This window comes from Streptomyces sp. NBC_00873 (assembly GCF_045207415.1).
Classification (GTDB): domain Bacteria; phylum Actinomycetota; class Actinomycetes; order Streptomycetales; family Streptomycetaceae; genus Streptomyces.
On record NZ_CP108803.1, the window covers coordinates 2826141 to 2845032 of the forward strand.

Genomic DNA, 18892 nt, shown 5'->3' on the forward strand with positions numbered 1-18892 from the left:
CCGGCGCGACGCGTGGCAGCGGCGCGACAGGCCGGGCGGGCGCCAGGCCCATGGGCGCGCCGGACCGGTCGACGCTCCGGGCCGGCCCATGTCCCGGGCCGGCCGTTGGTTACCTCAGGGCGGTCAGGAGATCTTGACCGGATTGACGATGTCGGCCACCAGGACGAGCAGTGTGAAGCAGATGAAGACGCCGGCGACGACATAGGCGACCGGCATCAGCTTGGCCACGTCGAAGGGGCCGGGGTCGGGGCGCTTGAAGACCCGCGCCACATTGCGGCGCAGGGACTCCCAGAGGGCTCCCGCGATGTGCCCGCCGTCGAGCGGCAGCAGGGGCAGCATGTTGAAGAGGAACAGCGAGAGGTTGAAGCCGGCCAGCAGGAACAGCATCATCGCGATCTGGTTCGTCGCCGGGACGTCCAGCGTCATCACCTCGCCGCCGATCCTGGCCGCGCCCACGACGCCGACCGGGGAGTCGGCCGCTCGCTCGCCGTCGCCGAAGGCCGCGCTCCACAGGTCCGGGATCTTGGACGGGAGGGCGATGATCGAGTCGACGCCGTTCTGGATCATGTCTCCCATGCGGACGACCGAGTCGCCGAAGGAGAGGGGGACGATCTCGGTCTGGGCGGCGAAGCCGAGATACCCGGCCGGGACGTACTTGCCGGGGATCACCTCACCCTTGGAGTCCTTCTTGGCCACCACGTTCTTCTGCAGCACGGCGTGGAGCGTCGTCTCCTGGCCGTCGCGCTCGACGGTGATGGTGGCGGGGCCGATGGTGTCGCGGATCCGGTCGGAGAGGGTGGCCCAGTCGTCCACCTTCTGACCGTTGAAGGCGACGATCTTGTCGCCCTTCTTCAGTCCGGCGGCCTGCGCGGGCGAGACCGGGTCGGTCTTCTTGCAGCTGTCCCGCTTCTCGCTCTGCGCGATCACGCATTTCTGGACGCCCGCGACCTCGGTGGTCTGCGTCTGGAAGCCGAAGGTCATCGCCACGCCGAGGAAGATCGCGACGGCCAGGACCAGGTTCATGAACGGTCCGGCGAACATGACGATCACGCGCTTCCATGGCTTGCGCGTGTAGAAAAGGCGCTTCTCGTCACCCGGTTCGAGTTCCTCGAAAGCAGCTTCTCGGGCGTCCTCGATCATTCCTCGCCACGGCGAGGTGGAGCGCGCCTCGATCCGTCCGTCCGGACCGGGCGGGAACATGCCGATCATGCGGATGTAGCCACCGGCCGGGATCGCCTTGATCCCGTACTCCGTGTCGCCCTTCTTCCGCGACCAGATGGTCGGGCCGAAACCGACCATGTACTGCGGGACGCGGATCCCGAAGAGCTTCGCGGTCGACAGGTGTCCCAGCTCGTGCCAGGCGATCGAGAACAGCAGGCCGATGGCGAAGACGACGATGCCCACAATCGTCAACAGGACCGTCGTAATACTCATGCGCGCGCCTCCGCTGTCGCTTTCGCCGAGAGTTCCCGAGCCCGGGCCCTTGCCCAGCTCTCCGCTTCCAGGACGTCTGCGACCGTGAGTGAAGTTCCCGTGGGAGGGGTGCCGTGTTCGGCCACCACCGCCGTGACCGTATCCATGATTCCGTTGAACGGCAGCTGTCCCGACAGGAAAGCGTCCACACATTCCTCGTTCGCGGCGTTGAACACCGCCGGGGCGGTGCCGCCGAGCGTTCCTACGTGTCGGGCCAGGCCCACGGACGGGAAGGCGTCGTTGTCGAGCGGGAAGAACTCCCAGCTGGACGCCTTCGACCAGTCGAAAGCGGGTGCCGCGTCAGGGATGCGCTCCGGCCAGCCCAGGCCGATGGCGATCGGTCCGCGCATGTCCGGCGGGGTGGCCTGGGCGAGGGTGGAGCCGTCGGTGAACTCCACCATGGAGTGAACGTACGACTGGGGGTGGACGACGACCTCGATCCGCTCGAACGGGATGTCGTAGAGGAGATGCGCCTCGATGACCTCCAGTCCCTTGTTGACCAGGGTGGCGGAGTTGATCGTGATCACCGGGCCCATGGCCCAGGTGGGGTGCGCGAGCGCCTGCTCACGCGTGACGCTCGCCAGCTCGCTCTTCGTCCGTCCCCGGAACGGGCCGCCGGATGCGGTGACGACAAGCTTCCGGACATCGGCCCGGGTGCCGGCGGCGAGCGCCTGGAAGAGCGCGGCGTGCTCGGAGTCGACCGGGATGATCTGGCCCGGCTTGGCCACGGCCTTCACCAGCGGCCCGCCCACGATCAGCGATTCCTTGTTGGCGAGGGCGAGCGTCCGGCCGGCCTCCAGCGCGGCGAGCGTGGGGGCCAGACCGATCGAGCCGGTGATTCCGTTGAGCACGGTGTGGCAGGCGCTCCCGGCCAGCTGCGTAGCGGCGTCCGGCCCCGCCAGGATCTCAGGAAGCGGTTCCCCGGCACCGTACTGCTCGCGCAGCGCTTCGCGGAGGGCCGGCACCGCGTCCGGTACGGCGACGGCGACGGTACGCACCCTCAGTTGCCGTGCCTGCTCTGCGAGGAGAGCAACCCGCCCTCCCGCGGCGGAGAGCGCGGTGACGCGGAAGCGGTCGGGGTTACGCAACACCAGGTCGATGGCCTGGGTGCCGATGGACCCGGTGGAGCCGAGGATGACGAGATCCCGGCGTCCTTCCACTGCATCGAAGACGAGGTGCGGGTCGGCGAGGGGGGCAGGGCTGTCGCTCATGCCCCCCATTGTTGCCGCATCGGCCCGGCAGGCGGACAGCGCGTCCCCGGAGACTCCGGGAGGAGCAGCTCAGGAAGCGTTCCTGTGAATTCCGGCAGCCTCTGGGCGGCGGCCCACCAGCCGTCGGCGTCCTCGCCGAGGGCGGCGCGGGTGAGCGCCGTGGCGCGAGCATGGGCGGCTGTGACGGCTCCGGGCAGATCGAAGCATTCCAGGTGACCGAGCCACCATCTCTCGTCCAGGGCCCGGAGCGCAGGGGCGCCGTGGAGGATCACGTCGTCGCCGGTGAGCAGGCCGGCGACCAGAGCCTGCTTGCGCCGGGCCGTTTGCGACCACCCCTCGATGTGTGCGAGGTCCGCGAGTACGGCGTCCCTGAGCCGGTGGGCTCGGCCTCCCATGGGTGCCAGGTCGCGACCACGGGTCCGGGCGGCGCCTCGGCGCCCCATGTCGGGCGGGGACAGGACGCGGTCGATCTCGCGCTGCACCGCAGCCCGCTCGGCGTCGTTCCACCGCAGCCCTCCTCGTACCTCGACGGCAGGCAGCAGCAGGGTGCGGTCGACCGGGGCATGGTGTCGGACCAGTTCGGCGGGGGTGATCGCGCCGGTCCTGACCGCTCGCACGGCCGGGCGGTACCACCAGCGGCTGTACGAGCGAGTCCCCCGGGTGTCGAGAAGCGCGAGCACCACCTCGCGCGGGCACTCATCGCTCAGGATCAGCGCCTCGACGGCGCCCGGGGGCAGTGGCTCACGCCGGTGCTCGGCCACCAGCAGACCGAGGTCGAGGCGGTGCGGGGCGTCCAGGATCCGCAAGGCGTGGCGAACGCGTTGATGGCCTCTCAACAGTGAGATGAGCTCCCGGGTGCCCAGCTCGGGTACATGTGCGGCAGGAGCGATGGCGCGACGCATGATGCCGGTGGTGCGCCGGTGGGCATACACCGCTCGGTCCACCTCGTACTCCTGGTGTTCCAACAGCCTGAGCAGTACGCCTCGTTCGGTCTGCTTGTTGCGCGCCAGAGCGACTCGGTCGCCGGTGCTTCCGCCGTCGAGTACGTACTCGGCGACGGCCGGTGCCGTGGTGTGGCCGGCGAGGAGCTCCTCGCGCTGCTGTGTTTCGAGACGGTCCAGCAGTGCCGGGACGACGGCAGTCGGGGCGTGCCGGATCAGCTGGGCGAGTGCGGAGATCATGATGCGCGGAACTTGGCCCACTGCGCGGGTCCGGCCGGGCAGCCCCCGATGTGCCGGCGGTCCGCTTCCTGCGCGGCCTCGTAACCGAGGCGCGACAGGCCCTCGGCAAAGCCCTCGGTGTCATCCGGGCGCAGGGGGCGCACGAGGGTGCCGACTCCGTCCGCGGCAGCAGCCGGGAACAGGGCGCGTGCGGTGACGGACTTGGAACCGGGGATGTCGATGACGGTCACGGGACCCCATCCTGCCGTGCGGCACACGGCCGGGCGGGGAGCGTCCAGCGAGTGGACGCCTCCCGCCCGGCCCGACTGACCGGCTCGATGGACGAGCGGTCAGCGGATGGGACGGTGGACGTTGTCCTTGGTTGCCGGGCCGGGGGTGGCATCGGCAATCCAGGGGCCCTCGCCGCTCGGGTCGACGACGCCCTGCTCCAACCAGAGGTACGCGCCGGAGAGGACGCCGTCGACCACGCGTCGGTCGAGCTGGTCGGTGTTGGACCACAGGCGGGTGAAGAGTTCCTCGACGCGAATGCGGGACTGGTGGCAGAAGGCGTCGGCGAGTTGGTAGGCCTCCCGGCCGTGCTCGTCGGTGGTGCGCAGAAGTTCGGCACGGACGCAGGCGGCGCTCATCGCGAAGAGTTCGGCACCGATGTCGACGATCCTGCCGAGAAAGCCCTGCTTGGTCTCCATGCGTCCCTGCCAGCGCGACATCGCGTAGAAGGTGGAGCGGGCCAGTTTGCGGGCAGAGCGTTCGACGTAGCGCAGATGGGTGGACAGGTCCGGGTGCCCGGACGGATGGAACTCGTTGTAGGTGCGCGGCAGTTGCCCTGGTCCGGCGACAAGCTTGGGCAACCATCGGGCGTAGAAGCCGGCCGCGTTCGCTCCCGCCTTCGCCTTGACCGAGAGGGGCTTGTCGGGGTCGATAAGGTCTCCGGCGACTTTCAGGTGAGCGTCGACGGCCTCGCGGGCGATCAGCAGATGCATGATCTCTGTCGAGCCCTCGAAGATCCGGTTGATCCGCAGGTCGCGGAGGAGCTGTTCGGCGGGGACGGCCCGTTCGCCCCTGGCGGCGAGGGAGTCGGCGGTCTCGAAGCCCCGGCCGCCTCGGATCTGGACCAGTTCGTCGGCCATGAGACAGCCCATCTCGGAGCCGTACAGCTTGGCCAGGGCTGCCTCGATGCGGATGTCGTTGCGATCCTCGTCCGCCATCTGCGAGGCGAGGTCGACAACTGCTTCCAGGGCGAATGTGGTGGCCGCGATGAAAGAGATCTTGGCACCGACGGCTTCGTGCCGGGCAACCGGCCTGCCCCACTGTTCGCGGACCGCCGACCATTCGCGGGCGATCTTCAGGCACCACTTTCCCGCTCCGACGCACATGGCGGGGAGCGACAGCCGGCCCGTGTTGAGCGTGGTGAGGGCGATCTTGAGACCGGCTCCCTCGGGGCCGATACGGTTGGCGGCCGGGACCCGGACGCGGTGGAAGCGGGTCACGCCGTTCTCGAGCCCGCGCAGCCCCATGAAGGCGTTGCGGTTCTCCACGGTGATGCCCGGGGCGTCCGCCTCGACGACGAACGCGGTGATGCCGCCCTTGTGGCCGACCGACTTCGGGACGCGGGCCATGACGACCAGCAGGTCGGCGACGACGCCATTGGTCGTCCACAGCTTCACACCGTCGAGGATGTAGTCGGGACCGTCCGGAACGGCCGAGGTGGCGAGCCGGGCAGGGTCGGAGCCGACATCCGGTTCGGTGAGGAGAAACGCCGAGATGTCGGTGCGGGCGAGCCGGGGAAGGAACGTGTCCTTCTGCTCCTGGCTGCCGAAGAGCTTCAGCGGCTGCGGTACGCCGATGGACTGGTGGGCGGAGAGCAGCGCGCCGATCGCCGGGTTGGCGGAGCCGACCAGGGCGAGCGCCCTGTTGTAGTAGACCTGGGTCAGTCCCAGGCCGCCGTACTTCGGGTCGATCTTCATCCCGAGGGCGCCGAGCTCCTTGAGGCCGTTGATGACCTCGTCGGGGATCTTCGCCTCACGCTCGATCAGAGCGCCGTCGATCTTGGTTTCGCAGAAGTCGCGCAACCGGGCGAGGAACGCCTCGCCGCGCCGGACGTCGTCGCCGGGCGGCAGTGGATGCGGATGAATCAGGTCCAGCCGGAAGCGGCCGAGGAAGAGTTCCTTGGCGAAACTGGGCTTGCGCCAGTCCTGCTCGCGTGCGGCTTCGGCCACTTGACGCGCTTCACGCTCGGTGACCTTGGGCGTGTTCTTCGGAGCGGATGGTGCGGACATGAGGAGCTCACCTCGCCGCGTTGTCGGGTGGGCGGACCCGGCCGGTCCGCGCGGAGCGCGCATGCGCGGCTCCTGAGGCATACCAACCGGTGCTACTCGTCCGTATGTACCCGATTCCTGCCGGTCTCACCAGCCCCCGGACGCCGATCGGGTCGAGAGCCACTCCGGTGGCACGTTCAGCGGGCGAACTGCGGTCGGGTCGGGTCGAGAGGGAAGCAGGAACGGCCGGAGCCCCCGCACGGTGGGCGAGATCTTCGGCTGAAGGCGTCCGGGGACCGATGGAACGCCAATCGGCGGCCCCGTCTTAACTCTTTCGACTGAGGCGGCCTTCGGCTGTCTCATCGCAGGAGTTTTCGCCCTGCCTTCTGATGGCACCGCAACCGCCATCCCGGGAAGAACTCCAGCTAGAACGGCGGCGACGAATACAGCGGAACCAGGTCTAGCGAAATTTCTCACAACCCACCCCTCAATTCAACGGGTTCTAAAGAAGTGGTCGGCGCAAAGTAACAGCGGGAATCCAAAGACGGTCCTTGGAAAAACCAGGCTCAAGTGTCACGATCACGACAAAACAGCAGCTGGGAACGGGTATGAAAAACTTCGCATCATCGATAGAGTCTCGCCCGGATATCGGACATTGAGAGGTTTCTATGCCACAAGCGAGACCATTCGGGCGCGAGTCGCGAAGACGCTGGATTTTCCGGGTCATATCCGTGGCCCTCATAAGCGGAATTACCACCTCCGGGGCTTCTTTATTGCCCTCGCCAGCCGTCGCTACTGCTTCGGCAGCAACGGCCTCGGATCCTGTTGCGGACGGTTCCAAGAGCGAGGAGGAGTACGCGCTCGAACAGGCGAAGGCCACCGGCGCGCCGTACGAGCTGACCTCCGTGCGAACGGAGTCGACCGACACCTGGGCCTTGCCTGACGGCACCTGGTCGGTCAAGCGCTACAACACGCCGGTGCGGCTGCTGCGGGACGGAGCGTGGATCCCTACCGATGCCAACTTGGTCTTCGCGACGAACGGCACGGTCATCCCCAAGGCATCCAGCGTGGATGTGACCTTCTCGGGTGGCGGCAGTGGCCCGCTGCTCACCGGCGTCAAGGACGGCCGGTCGCTCTCGTTGACCTGGCCCAAAGCGCTGCCCAAGCCGACGCTCGCCGAGAACGTCGCTACGTACGCCGAGGTGCTGCCTGGCGTGGATCTCCAACTCAAGGCCGAGATCGAAGGCTTCTCTCAGCTACTGGTCGTCAAAACTGCCCAAGCCGCGCAGAATCCCGAGCTGACCACGCTGAAGTACAAGCTCAGCACCGTGGGTCTGGACGTATCGACCGACACTGACACCGGAACCGTGGCCGCCGTCAACCCGGCTGGCCAGACGGTCTTCACCAGCCCGTCCCCACTGATGTGGGACTCCACCTCAATCACCTCTGGTGTGAGTCCTGCGGCTCGCGCTGTGACGGTGGCAGCGGACAGCTCCCCTGCCGACTCCTTCGATCCGGCGCCAGGCGCGCAGGACGCGCAGATGCCAACGAGCGTCACCGGCGACACGCTGGAGATCAAGCCGGACCAAGCCCTGCTGACCGGCCAAGACACCAAGTATCCGGTGTTCATCGACCCCTCATGGGCCTGGGGAGAGAGGCAGAACTGGACGCGGGTCTACCAGAAGTACCCGAACACCTCCTACTGGAACACCAAGGAGGTCGTCCGGGTCGGCTACGAGAACGAGACTGATGGCCTGTCCCGCTCCTTCTTCCAGTTGGACACCAGTGATGTGAAGGGGGCGCAGGTCAAGGAGTCGACCTTCCGGATTCGTAACACCTGGTCGTGGTCCTGCCAGAGCCGCCCGGTCGAACTGTGGCGCGTCGGCGGCATCACAAAGAAGACCACGTGGAACAATCAGCCGGCCAAGCTCGACCAGGATCCGGTGACGACCGTCAACGATGCGAAGGGCTGGAGCAAGGACTGCGCGGCCGGCAACCTTGAGTTCAACACGACGGCCAAGGTCCGTGAGGCGGCTGACAAGGGCCGGTCGAACATCACTCTGGGCCTCTACGCAGGCAACGAGAACGACACCTTTGGCTGGAAGAAGTTCGACGCCAAGACCGCCGTCCTGGAGACGAAGTACAACAACCCCCCCAAGAAACCAACGGCGTTGGGCACCAATCCCCGCACCGACTGCAAGACCGGCGGCCTGATCGGCAACACGCGGGTCAGCCTCTACGCCAAGTTCGACGACAAGGACGCGGGCAACCTCACCGCCGAGTTCCAACTGTTCAAGTCGGGCACCAATACCGCCTCGGCCACACAGACCCTGCCCGCCACCAAGGGAAAGATCACCACCTGGGTGGTCCCGGACGCCGATCTCCCGACCGGTAGCTGGACCTGGAAGGCGCGCGCCAAGGACCAGGACAACGCCTACTCCCCCTGGTCCGCTTCCTGTGCATTCACCATCGACCGTACCCGTCCCAGCAAACCACCGGTGATCACCTCCGAAGGCAACAAGTTCCCGCCTGGCGACAACGGCTGGCCCTCCGTAACCGGCAAGGCCCGTGAGACCGGCACATTCACCTTCGGCCCGAACGGGGTGACGGACGTCGACCACTATGTCTGGTGGACCGACTACGCACCGGACATCAACGACTCACGACCCGGCGTTCCCGCTCCGGTGCACCCGCCCGGCTACGGCCCACACTTTGTCTATGCCTACAGCGTCGACAAAGCCGGCAATCGGTCCGACACTGCCACTTACCTCTACTACGCAGGCCGCTCCCAGGATCGCGACGGGCCGACCGACCTCAACGGAGACGCAAACAGCGATATCTGGAGCATCGACTCCAACGGGACCTTGCTCACCTACGCCGGCCAGGGCAACGGCGACTTCGCCGCGGCCACTAACGGCGGCCGGTCCTTCGCCGATGCCAGCGTGGACTCGCGCGGCGACTGGGGCCAGGACGGCTACAACGACTTGGTCGGCCTTGAGTACGACTCCGTCGACAAGAAGAAGAAGCTGTGGACCTACCCCAACAACGGCAGCGGCGTGATCGGTGACGACTACACCGAATTGACTGTCTCCTGCCCGGTCGTGGACGAAGAGCTCGGCTGCATCGGCGACGACAAATGGACTGGTGACGACCACTGGTACAACGCCGAACAGATCATCGCGACCGGCGACATCAACGGCGACACGCAACCCGATCTCCTGGCCAAACAGGGCAAACACCTCTGGGCCTACTACGGCAACCGCGCGTCCTACACACTCGACGTCCGCGAACCGGTACTCGTCGGCAGCGGCGACTGGGACGAGTTCACCGTGATCGCACCCGGCGACCTCAACGGCGACAAGATCGCAGATCTGTGGATGCGCGACACCACCACCGGCGACATCTGGCGCGCCTACGGCAAGAAGGGCGTCAACGGCTACCTCGACCCGACCACCTGGGGCAGCAGCGCAGACCGCGTGAAGATCGGCTCCGGATTCAAGGCCAACGCCTACCCGACGGTGGGTTCGGTCGGCGACGTCACTGGTGACGGTGTGCCTGACCTCTGGGGCCGCAAGATCGACAACACCATGACCGGCTGGCCCGGCAAGGACACCAGCTCCGTATTCTCCTTCGGCACCGCGTTCCCGATCGACGGTGCCGTCGGCGGAACCCGCATCCCCGCCGGGACCACGCTCGCGGGCGGACAGTCCTACACCTCACGCTCTGCCAAACTCACCATGAAGACCGACGGCGACCTGGAGATCACCTCCAACGCCGGAACCCGCCTGTGGTCGACGAACACCGCCGGAAACATCGGCGCAAAAGCGGTCATGCAGGCCAAGGGCAACCTCGTGGTCTACAAGGCCGACGGCACCACTGTGCTGTGGGACTCCAAGACCACCGGCGCCGAAGGCTACGCCGTCCTCCAGGACCGCGGAAACCTGGCCATCCACAACGCCAAGGGCCAGTCCCAGTGGAGCAGCGGCACAGCCATCCGCCACGACTACAACAGCGACGGCCGCAGCGACATGGCCGACTGGTACGACTACGCCGACGGCCACGACGCGATCCACACCTTCGCAACCAACTCCGACGGCACCTTCCAGGCGCCCAAGACGGCGTGGACCGTGGACCCGGACAGCTTTTGGGCCGAGCACATGAAGCGGCTCACCGGCGACTACAACGGCGACGGCATCGGCGATGTCGCCGCCGTGTACGGGTACGACACGGGCGCGGTCGCCCTGTTCACCTGGACAGGCAAGGGCGACGGCACCTTCAACGCACCCTTCAAGTCCTGGAACGTCGCCCCGGGCAGCTGGACCTTCGACCGGATGACTCCCTACAGCGGGGACTTCAACGGTGACGGGCGCGACGACATAGCCGTCTGGTACGACTACGCCGACAAGCACGACACCATCTGGACCTTTACCAGCACAGTGAAGGGCGGCTTCAACAGTCCGGTCAGCTACTGGACATCGGTCAACAGCTGGGAGCAGTCGCGGGCGAAGACCGTTACTGGTGACTTCAACGGTGACGGCCGCGACGACCTCGTCTCGTTCTACGGATACGCGGACGGCAGCGAGAAACTCTGGACATTCAGCTCCACCGCCGACGGCAAGTTCGTTCCCGTTTCCTCTTGGAGCTCCACCACGTGGGGCGACTGGGCCCGTACCACGCTCCACGCGGGTGACTTCAACGGTGACGGGCGCGATGACGTGGCCGCTTGGTACGACTATGTGGACGGCCATGACGCCATCAGGACTTTCCCGAGCAATGCCAACGGCACCTTCACCACCACGTACGAGGCGTGGAGCACGCCCGCCGGGAACATGTGGCGGGAACATATGAAGATCGTCACGGGCGACTTCAACGGGGACGGCCGCGACGACTTCGGCGCCTTCTACGGTTACGACGACGACAGCGAGCGGATGTTCACCTGGACGACAAAGGCCGATGGCAAGCTCAACCCGGCGGTAGGCAGCTGGACCTCTCCAACCGGGAGCTGGGTCCGCGAGCGCGCCTACTTCCTGGAGCAGCAGAACTGACACCAACTGGGTCCTGACTGAACCCACGCTGCGGCCCGTCCTGATATCACCAGGACGGGCCGTTCGCAGTTGAACGCCCGGGAAGAGGGCAGGGATTCCTCGATCTCGGCCTTGCCTCGGCGTCGCTTGAATCCTGGTTCTGGATCACGGAGGGAAAGGAGTGATTGTCGTGGAGGACGGGGCAGAGATCGGCGGGCTGCACCGGGCTGAGCAGATGCCGCCTCCTGCGGGCCCACCTCCTAAATTTAGGACGTGGCTCGGCATCCCCCAGGGGCAATGTCAAGCGCGCTACACATTCCCACCGCGTAGACTCGAACGCATGTACGACCTACCTCCTGACCTGCCACGCCTCCGCACTCTGGAGACGTTCCTCGTCATGCTGCTGGCCCGGGTACGCCAGCGGATCGGCGAAGTCGAGCAGCGGGAGCGTGGGAAGCAGCGAGGCGGGGAGCAGCGCGGGCAGGGAAAGCGGCAGCCCACGGAACGGCCGAGCGAGGAGCAGCGCCCACGCCCGCACACCCCGGACTGGGGCATCACCGACACCGGCATCGGCGTCTCACGGGCCGAGGTCCACCACGGCGACTGCTGGGCGGGGAGACAGCTGCGAGCAGTCAGTCGGGAGGAGGCCGCTGCCGCTCGGGCCGAAGGGACCCCGGCCTGCGAGGTGTGCCGGCCGGACACTGTGCTCGGCAGGCAAGAGTGAGCCCCCGCCAACGGGGGACGGCGGGGGCGAAGACACGCGCCATGACGAGCTCTGCCGGTGCGACGCTCCGCGTCCAGGCTTAGGATCCGCACCGTGGCAAAAACCGAGTGATGACCTGATCAGACTGGCGCGAGCTTCTGCGGAGGCGAAGGAGCAGGCGCTGGGCGCCCCGTACACCGCAGAGGGCTGGGCCCACCCGGGCGAGGCGAAGAAGGCCGTCCTGCACCCGGGCGAGGAGTCCTGACTAGGCTAGCCCTGGTCCGCGCTCTGGCCCTGGTCCGCGCTCTGGCCCTGGTCCGCGCTCTGGCCCTGGTCCGCGCTCTGGCCCTGGTCCGCGCTCTGGCCCTGGTCCGCGCTCTGGCCCTGGTCCGCGCTCTGGCCCTGGTCCGCGCTCTGGCCCTGGTCCTGCTCCGGGGCCGTGACCTGCTCCGGGGCCGTGACCTGCTCCGGCGCCGTGACCTGCTCCGGCGCCGTGACCTGCTCCGGCGCCGTGACCTGCTCCGGCGCCGTAACCTGAGTCGGGGCCGTAACCTGCTCCGGGGCCGTGGCCTGGGTCGGGGCCGTGACCTGAGTCGGGGCCGTGACCTGAGTCGGGGCCGTGACCTGAGTCGGGGCCGTGACCTGAGTCGGGGCCGTGACCTGAGTCGGCGCCGTGACCTGAGTCGGCGCCGTGACCTGAGTCGGCGCCGTGACCTGAGTCGGCGCCGTGACCTGAGTCGGCGCCGTGACCTGAGTCGGCGCCGTGACCTGAGTCGGCGCCGTGACCTGAGTCGGCGCCGTGACCTGAGTCGGCGCCGTGACCTGAGTCGGCGCCGTGACCTGAGTCGGCGCCGTGACCTGAGTCGGCGCCGTGACCTGAGTCGGCGCCGTGACCTGAGTCGGCGCCGTGACCTGAGTCGGCGCCGTGACCTGAGTCGGCGCCGTGACCTGAGTCGGCGCCGTGACCTGAGTCGGCGCCGTGACCCGGACCGGACTCGTAACATTGGCCGGATACGTGACCTTGGCCGGATACCTCAAGGCGTTGGACTGCCTGTAGTAGGGGCAAGGCACCTGGCGGTGGTTGCGGTAGCACTTTATGGCGGTCGGCTCGGTCTTTTGCTGAGCCTTGCCAACGGACCCCTTTGTTGCAGCGGTCTGTGATGTGGCAGCTATTGGGGCCTGCTCTTCCGCTCCGGCGATAGGAGCGGCCGTCGAAAAGGCAAGAGCCGAAACCAAGGCCGTTGCGCCTATACAGCCGGGGACGTGTCGTCTTGAGGCTCTGCTCATGATGGTGACCCTCATCCTGTGAATCTGCGGCGTTCTGCTTGCCCTTACTGGACTGATGCGCCAAGGTCTTGACGCCCATGGGACGGTTCCTCCCGTACCCCAAGCCTGCGCCTCACTCGAATGCCCGGCAAGCTGAGCCATTTGATGAACCGGGGCCCCGAGGTCGCCCCTTAAACCTCTATCTGTGCAGTCCTGGAAGTTGCACGCTGGCCCTTACCAGGCTGCCAGGGGCGATTAGAGGTAATCGTGCCTCTGGCAGTGTGAGGCATGGTCACAATGTCGCTTCCGCGGCCATTGGGTGCCGCCGGACCTGGCGAACTCCGCCTCCACCGCGTCCGTCAACTACTTGCGGCTCACGGCCCGTTCGCGGGACTGTGGTTGCGGCGCTTATAGAACCAGGACTCACTCAAACCTGAACGTGTGGCAGGCCATGCTGCGCAGAATGCTGTTCTCGGCCCTGAAGTTACTGATCACCCCGGTTACCAACCTCGGTAACGTCGGCCCGTACAGGGCTGGCGGGGGGCACGGTTCTGCCCGGTGTCGGACCCCGCCCCTACCGTGGAGCCATGCCTGCCCGCTCCCGGCCTCACGGCCTGCTGCGCCCTGCCGCCGCCCGGATCAACAACTGCATCCGCCGGCTGATGGACGAGGAGCCGGACCACGAGCGGTGCCGCCGGGCTCCCGGCCGTGCGCGCGGCGCGACGGGGAGCCCGGCTCTTGATGCCTGCCACCGGGGCATGATGCCTGACCGCCCCGACCAACCTCCAACATGATCGGCCGGACAAGTCCTCATACTGCAACCGCATCTGGGCGTGCGGCCTCGGACGCGGTTGCTGTGTCAACGGATCAAGCCTTAGGTTCAGCAGCCATGGGGGAATTCGAACCAGGGAAGACTGGCAGCAGCGTCCTACGCATCAAGCGGCTCTGGGCAGCTGTCGCACTGGGAACGGCCGCGCTGCTTGTCGCTGTCTGGGCCACGGTGGGCGACAAGTGGCCCTGGAGCGGTCTGCCGGACCGCGCGTGCTGGGGCTCCATCGACCGGTCGCTCCTGACGAAGGCGGCCCCGTCGGGCGACGGATCCTGGAAAGTCACGGAGGACAAAGACGGTTGGGGCGACCCGGAGTGCACGGTGCAGAGGGGCGACTGGCGGCTCAGCGCCACCGTGATGAAGACACCTCTCAAGTCGCATCTGTGGTGGAGCCTCGGCAGGTTCTCACTGCCCCACGACCTGCCCGGGATGATAAAAGCGAACGGCGACCGCGTGGACGGCTGGCTCCATCTGCCGCAGTGCCGGAGCAAGCTGGTGAACGTCAACGTCCCCGGCGCGGAGGCGGACCTGCGCGCCACTGCGGACCTCGCTGCCAGGACCCTGCTCGCCGTCGGCAATGCCCAGATCGCCAAGTGCGGAGGCAAGCCCTTCCCCATGCCCAAGAGCTTCGACTGGCCCGCGCTGAAGCCGGTACGTCTTTCCCGAGGAGAGTCGCCCTGCGGCGTGGCAGACGCCAAGACCGTACGGAGGTGGGCCGGCGGGGAGGTGTCCCAGCTCGGCGCTTTCGGTGACGCCCCGGTCAGCAGGTGCTCGGTACTCGAAGACGGCGAGGACGAGCTCGACCTGGGGCTCTTCGCGGCGGTTGTCCTGCGTGACAAGGCGACCCTGGACGCGTTCTCGCCGACCGGCGTACGGGCCGAAGTCCTGGTGTCGCCCGGCAGGCCCCTGAAGCTGACGGGTGAGGACCTCCGCTACGACCGCGATGCCGTCACGGCTCTCGTGTGCGCCGAAGGCCGCAGGAGCAGGTATGTACACGTATTCGCCTCGGGTACGGATGCCCAGTACGCGGCAATCAAGCGCGCTGTCCTGAACAAGGTTGCCACCACCATGGGCTGCCACTGACACGGCGGCCGCTCGCAGAGTGCGACGCCAACCGCCACGCCACATGCGGTTGCAGTATCAACCCGGGCGGTGGCACAGCTCGTCCGCAGCCGTCGGGTCGATGTAGCCCTTGCCCTTCACCCAACCGGGGGCCAGTGCTGCCCGGCCTCGTCAACGCGGCATCCTTGAAGACCTTGGCCGAGTCCTCGTCGTCGAAGCGCTCGGACTGTCACCTATCGGACCGTGTGCCGCCGTCCTTCCACCGCACCTGGTAGCTGTGGATCTCCCCGGCCTGGTTCCTACGCGGAACGATGCTCGCCATGGCGGGAGACTAGCTCCGTTTTCCCACCGTTTTCCCAGCCACCCGTTTGAACTAGCCAAGATCTAGCGATACTTGCAGATCAGAGTGCGGATACGCAGGAACGGCCGGAGCCCCCGCACAGTGGGCTCCGGCCGTTCGTCTGCCGCCTGCTGTCGTGCTGTCCAGGCGGATTACAGGCGGCTCCGGTGGATCGGTTCGATCCTGCTTACGGGCTACAGGGCGAGGCCGGTGAGAACCAGCACGCGCTCGTAGGTGTAGTCGTCCATCGCGTAGCGAACACCCTCACGGCCGACGCCGGACTGCTTGGCTCCGCCGTACGGCATCTGGTCCGCGCGGTAGGACGGGACGTCGCCGATGATCACGCCACCGACCTCAAGGGCCCGGTGCGCACGGAACGCGGTCTGCAGGTCGTGGGTGAACACACCTGCCTGCAGGCCGTACTTCGAGGAGTTGACCGAGGCGAAGGCCTCGGCCTCGCCGTCCACCTTCTGTACGGACAGGACCGGTCCGAAGACCTCCTCGCAGGAGAGCTTGACGCCGTCCGGGAGTTCCGCAAGCACGGTCGGCGCGTAGGTGGCACCGTCCCGCTTGCCTCCGGTGAGCAGCTGGGCGCCTGCCTGCACAGCCTCGTCCACCCAGGACTCGACGCGCTTGGCGGCGTCCTCGCTGACGAGCGGGCCGACGTCGGTGGCAGCGTCGGACGGGTCGCCGGTGACCTGGGCCTCGACGGCCGCGACGATCTTCGGGACGAGCCGGTCGTAGACCGAGGCGTCCGCGATGACGCGCTGCACCGAGATGCAGGACTGGCCGCCCTGGTAGTTGGAGAAGGTCGCGATCCGGCTCGCGGCCCAGTCCAGGTCCTCGTCGGAGGCGTAGTCGCCGAGGACGACCGCCGCACCGTTGCCGCCCAGCTCCAGGGTGCAGTGCTTGCGCGGCACCGACTCCAGGATGGAGTAGCCGACCGGGCCGGAACCCGTGAAGGAGATCACGGGCAGGCGCTCGTCCTGGACGAGGGCGGGCATACGGTCGTTGGGCACCGTGAGCACGGACCACGAACCGGCCGGGAGGTCGGTCTCGGCCAGCAGCTCGCCGAGGATCAGCGACGAGATCGGGGTGGCCGGGGCGGGCTTCAGGATGATCGGGGCGCCGACGGCAATGGCTGGGGCGACCTTGTGGGCGCTCAGGTTCAGCGGGAAGTTGAAGGGCGCGATACCGAGGACCGTGCCGCGCGGGAAGCGCCGGGTCAGCCCGAGACGGCCCGTGCCACCGGCGTCGGTGTCGAGGCGCTGGGCGTCGCCGCCGTTGAAGCGACGGGCCTCCTCGGAGGCGAACCGGAACACGGAGACGGCGCGGCCGACCTCGCCGCGCGCCCACTTGATGGGCTTGCCGTTCTCGGCGGAGATCAGCTGGGCGATCTCCTCGGTGCGCTCCACGAGACGCCGTACGACGTGGTCGAGGGCGGCGGCGCGGACGTGGGCGGGCGTCGCGGCGAACTCCTCGCGCACGGCGTGCGCGGCGGCAACGGCCTCCTCGATCTGCGCGTCGGTCGGCACGCTGACCGTACCGACGAGACGGCCGTCCCAGGGGTTGGTGACGTCGAAGCTGTCCTCGCCGGTGGCCTGGCGGCCGGCGAGCCAGAAGGCGTGGGTGGAAGTCATGGAGGTTCCGGCCCTTCGGAGTCGTGGGGTGTCTTGCCCCCCACCGTAGGGCCGGGCCGTCGGCCTGGCGCTTGTCCGCCATGGAGCGAAGGGCGGCAGGCATGCGCCGGTTTGTCGGATGACCGCGCCCGTCAGAACGGTTTGCCGCAACCGCCCCGCGCGCGGGGCGTCCTCAGGCGCCGGCCGGGCTCCGTTTCACGGCGCCGACGGGGAGCTGGTGACCTTCAGTGCCAGCCACAGTTCCATCCGGACATCCGGGTCGTCCAGGGAGCGGCCGAGGATCTCCTCCACACGCCGCATCCGGTAGCGCAGGGTGTGGCGGTGCACGCCCAGGTCGGCTGCGGCCGCATCCCACTGACCGTGGTGGGAGAGCCAGGCGCGCAGCGAGGCGACCAGGTCGCCGCGCCCCTTCGCGTCGTGCTCGTACAGGGCGCGGAGCATGCCGTCCGCGAAGGCCCGCACCGCGTCGTCCGCGAGCAGTGGCAGAACCGAGCCGGCCGCCAGCTCTTCGTGCTCGACGAGGGCCCTGCCCCGGCGGCGGGCGACCGAGAGTGCCTGTTCGGCCTGCTTGTATGCGGCGGAGACGGCGATCGGACCCGCCGGTGCGGACAGCCCGACCACCACTTCCCCCTCCTCGGGCGTCTTCTGGTCGCGTGGCGTCCGCTCGTCCTGTGCCCCCGCATATGCCATGCACGCGGCGACAGCCGCACCACCGTCCGCGGCGAGGACCACGAGCCGCTCGCCCTCGGGAACCGTCAACAGCGTCTCGCCGGCCCGGGAGGCCGCCGTCTCCATCGCCTCACCGAGCAGCGCCGGTGTCGACGGCTCGGTCGCCTCCGCGATCAGCAGCCGGAAAGGAGCATCGAGCAGCCCTCCGTACAGATCCCCGGCGACGGCCCGCGCGTGGTCCGGCTGGCCGGCCAGGAGCATCCGCAGCACCGCCGCGCCGAGCCGCTGCTCAGCGCCCTGGAGGGAGCGCGAGCGGGCGGTGGTGAGTGTCAGCAGGGCGACGGCCGAGTGCACGGCGTACCGCTCGGCGGTGCCGAGAGCCGAACCGGTGCCCACGGCCAGGGCGCCCCGGGCCCTGCGGCCGGTGCCCAGGCTCTGGAGCTCGACCCGGTCGTCGGTGTCGCCGACGACCACGCTCGCCGGAGCAGGGCGCTCTCGCAGGCGCTCCACATCGGGGGTGAGCCGGGCGGCACGCCGGGCGGCCCAGTCGGGGGCGGCGGCCACGACGGCACCGGAGGCGTCGTACAGCGCGGCCCAGCCGTCGACCTGCGCGGCGAGCCGGGCGAGGAGTTCGGCGGGTCCGTCCCCCGCGAGTGCGGCCTTGGTCAGATCCCGCTGGGCCTCGAACCCCGCTGTCACCGCCCGGTACTGGTCGGCGGCGATCTCCGACGAAACAGCCTTGGCGATGGCGAGGAACGGGGTGCGGCGCGGCACTTCCAGGATCGGCAGCCCGGCCTCCTCCCCGGCGTCGATCAGCGGCTGGGGTACGTCGTCGTAGTTGACGCCCACGGCGAAGCCCAGCCCGACGACTCCGGCGCCGGCCAGCCGTCGCACGTACCGTCGCATCGCTTCGGGGTTCTCCGCGTCGAGGTTGGTGGCGGTGACGAGAAGGAGTTCTCCACCCTCCATGTAAGGGACGGGGTCGGCGAGCTCGCTGGCATGCGCCCAGCGCACGGGCTGGTCGAGCCGGTCCGCCCCCGCACGCACCGTGAGTTTGAGCGCCGAGTGCTGGACGAGCGAGGCGAGAGTGGGGGGCATGGAGACCGCGGGACCTTCAGGAGTCGATTTTGCCGTCCCGTACGAACGGCTCCTCCCGATTCTGCCAGGGCGGCAGGGTCCGCCGTAACCGCTCCCAGAGGTACGGCACAGTCCCGCCCCCCGGACCCGCTGCGGAGGACC

At 68.1% G+C, this 18892-nt stretch carries 9 protein-coding genes and 1 pseudogene; 3 read left to right on the plus strand and 7 right to left on the minus strand.

The features are described 5' to 3' along the window. Nucleotides 1-123: 123 nt before the first annotated feature. The 5 genes and pseudogenes from OH809_RS12620 to OH809_RS12640 form a co-directional block, all read right to left on the minus strand. Entirely contained in the window at nt 124-1434 is a 1311-nt protein-coding gene (locus OH809_RS12620; protein ID WP_406422297.1) for a M50 family metallopeptidase, read from the minus strand. Beyond that, nucleotides 1431-2684, minus strand: coding sequence for a 1-deoxy-D-xylulose-5-phosphate reductoisomerase (gene dxr, locus OH809_RS12625; RefSeq protein WP_406422296.1), 1254 nt, complete (start codon nt 2682-2684; stop codon nt 1431-1433). The genes OH809_RS12620 and dxr overlap by 4 nt, the downstream gene beginning before the upstream one ends. Then, nucleotides 2681-3865: a hypothetical protein gene (locus OH809_RS12630; RefSeq protein ID WP_406422295.1), complete on the minus strand. Its 1185-nt coding sequence runs from the start codon at nt 3863-3865 to the stop codon at nt 2681-2683. The genes dxr and OH809_RS12630 overlap by 4 nt, the downstream gene beginning before the upstream one ends. A gap of 23 nt (nt 3866-3888) precedes the next feature. Next, nucleotides 3889-4095, minus strand: a pseudogene (locus OH809_RS12635) (3-phosphoshikimate 1-carboxyvinyltransferase); the annotation flags it as partial. 99 nt (nt 4096-4194) lie between these two features. Then, entirely contained in the window at nt 4195-6141 is a 1947-nt protein-coding gene (locus OH809_RS12640) for an acyl-CoA dehydrogenase family protein (protein WP_406422294.1), read from the minus strand. Nucleotides 6142-6893: 752 nt separating this feature from the next. Between OH809_RS12640 and OH809_RS12645 the strand changes: the two genes are divergently transcribed. The 3 genes from OH809_RS12645 to OH809_RS12655 all read left to right on the plus strand — a co-directional run bounded on the left by OH809_RS12645 (nt 6894) and on the right by OH809_RS12655 (nt 15025). Further along, nucleotides 6894-11165 carry an FG-GAP-like repeat-containing protein gene (locus OH809_RS12645; protein ID WP_406422293.1) on the plus strand — a complete coding sequence of 1424 codons (4272 nt, stop codon included), beginning with the start codon at nt 6894-6896 and terminating at the stop codon, nt 11163-11165. A 319-nt stretch (nt 11166-11484) separates the two neighbouring features. Further along, nucleotides 11485-11868 (plus strand): DUF6233 domain-containing protein, encoded by a 384-nt coding sequence (locus tag OH809_RS12650; RefSeq protein WP_406422292.1) that lies wholly within the window; start codon nt 11485-11487, stop codon nt 11866-11868. A gap of 2134 nt (nt 11869-14002) precedes the next feature. Further along, complete coding sequence (locus tag OH809_RS12655; protein WP_406422291.1) at nt 14003-15025, plus strand: hypothetical protein; 1023 nt, start codon at nt 14003-14005, stop codon at nt 15023-15025. A gap of 513 nt (nt 15026-15538) precedes the next feature. Here OH809_RS12655 and OH809_RS12660 read toward each other — a convergent pair. Both OH809_RS12660 and OH809_RS12665 read right to left on the minus strand, forming a co-directional pair. Next, nucleotides 15539-16984 (minus strand): aldehyde dehydrogenase family protein, encoded by a 1446-nt coding sequence (locus tag OH809_RS12660; protein WP_037689742.1) that lies wholly within the window; start codon nt 16982-16984, stop codon nt 15539-15541. 195 nt (nt 16985-17179) lie between these two features. Continuing rightward, on the minus strand, nt 17180-18751 hold the full coding sequence (locus OH809_RS12665) for a PucR family transcriptional regulator (RefSeq protein WP_406422290.1): 1572 nt from the start codon (nt 18749-18751) through the stop codon (nt 17180-17182). Between the last annotated feature and the right edge of the window lie 141 nt (nt 18752-18892).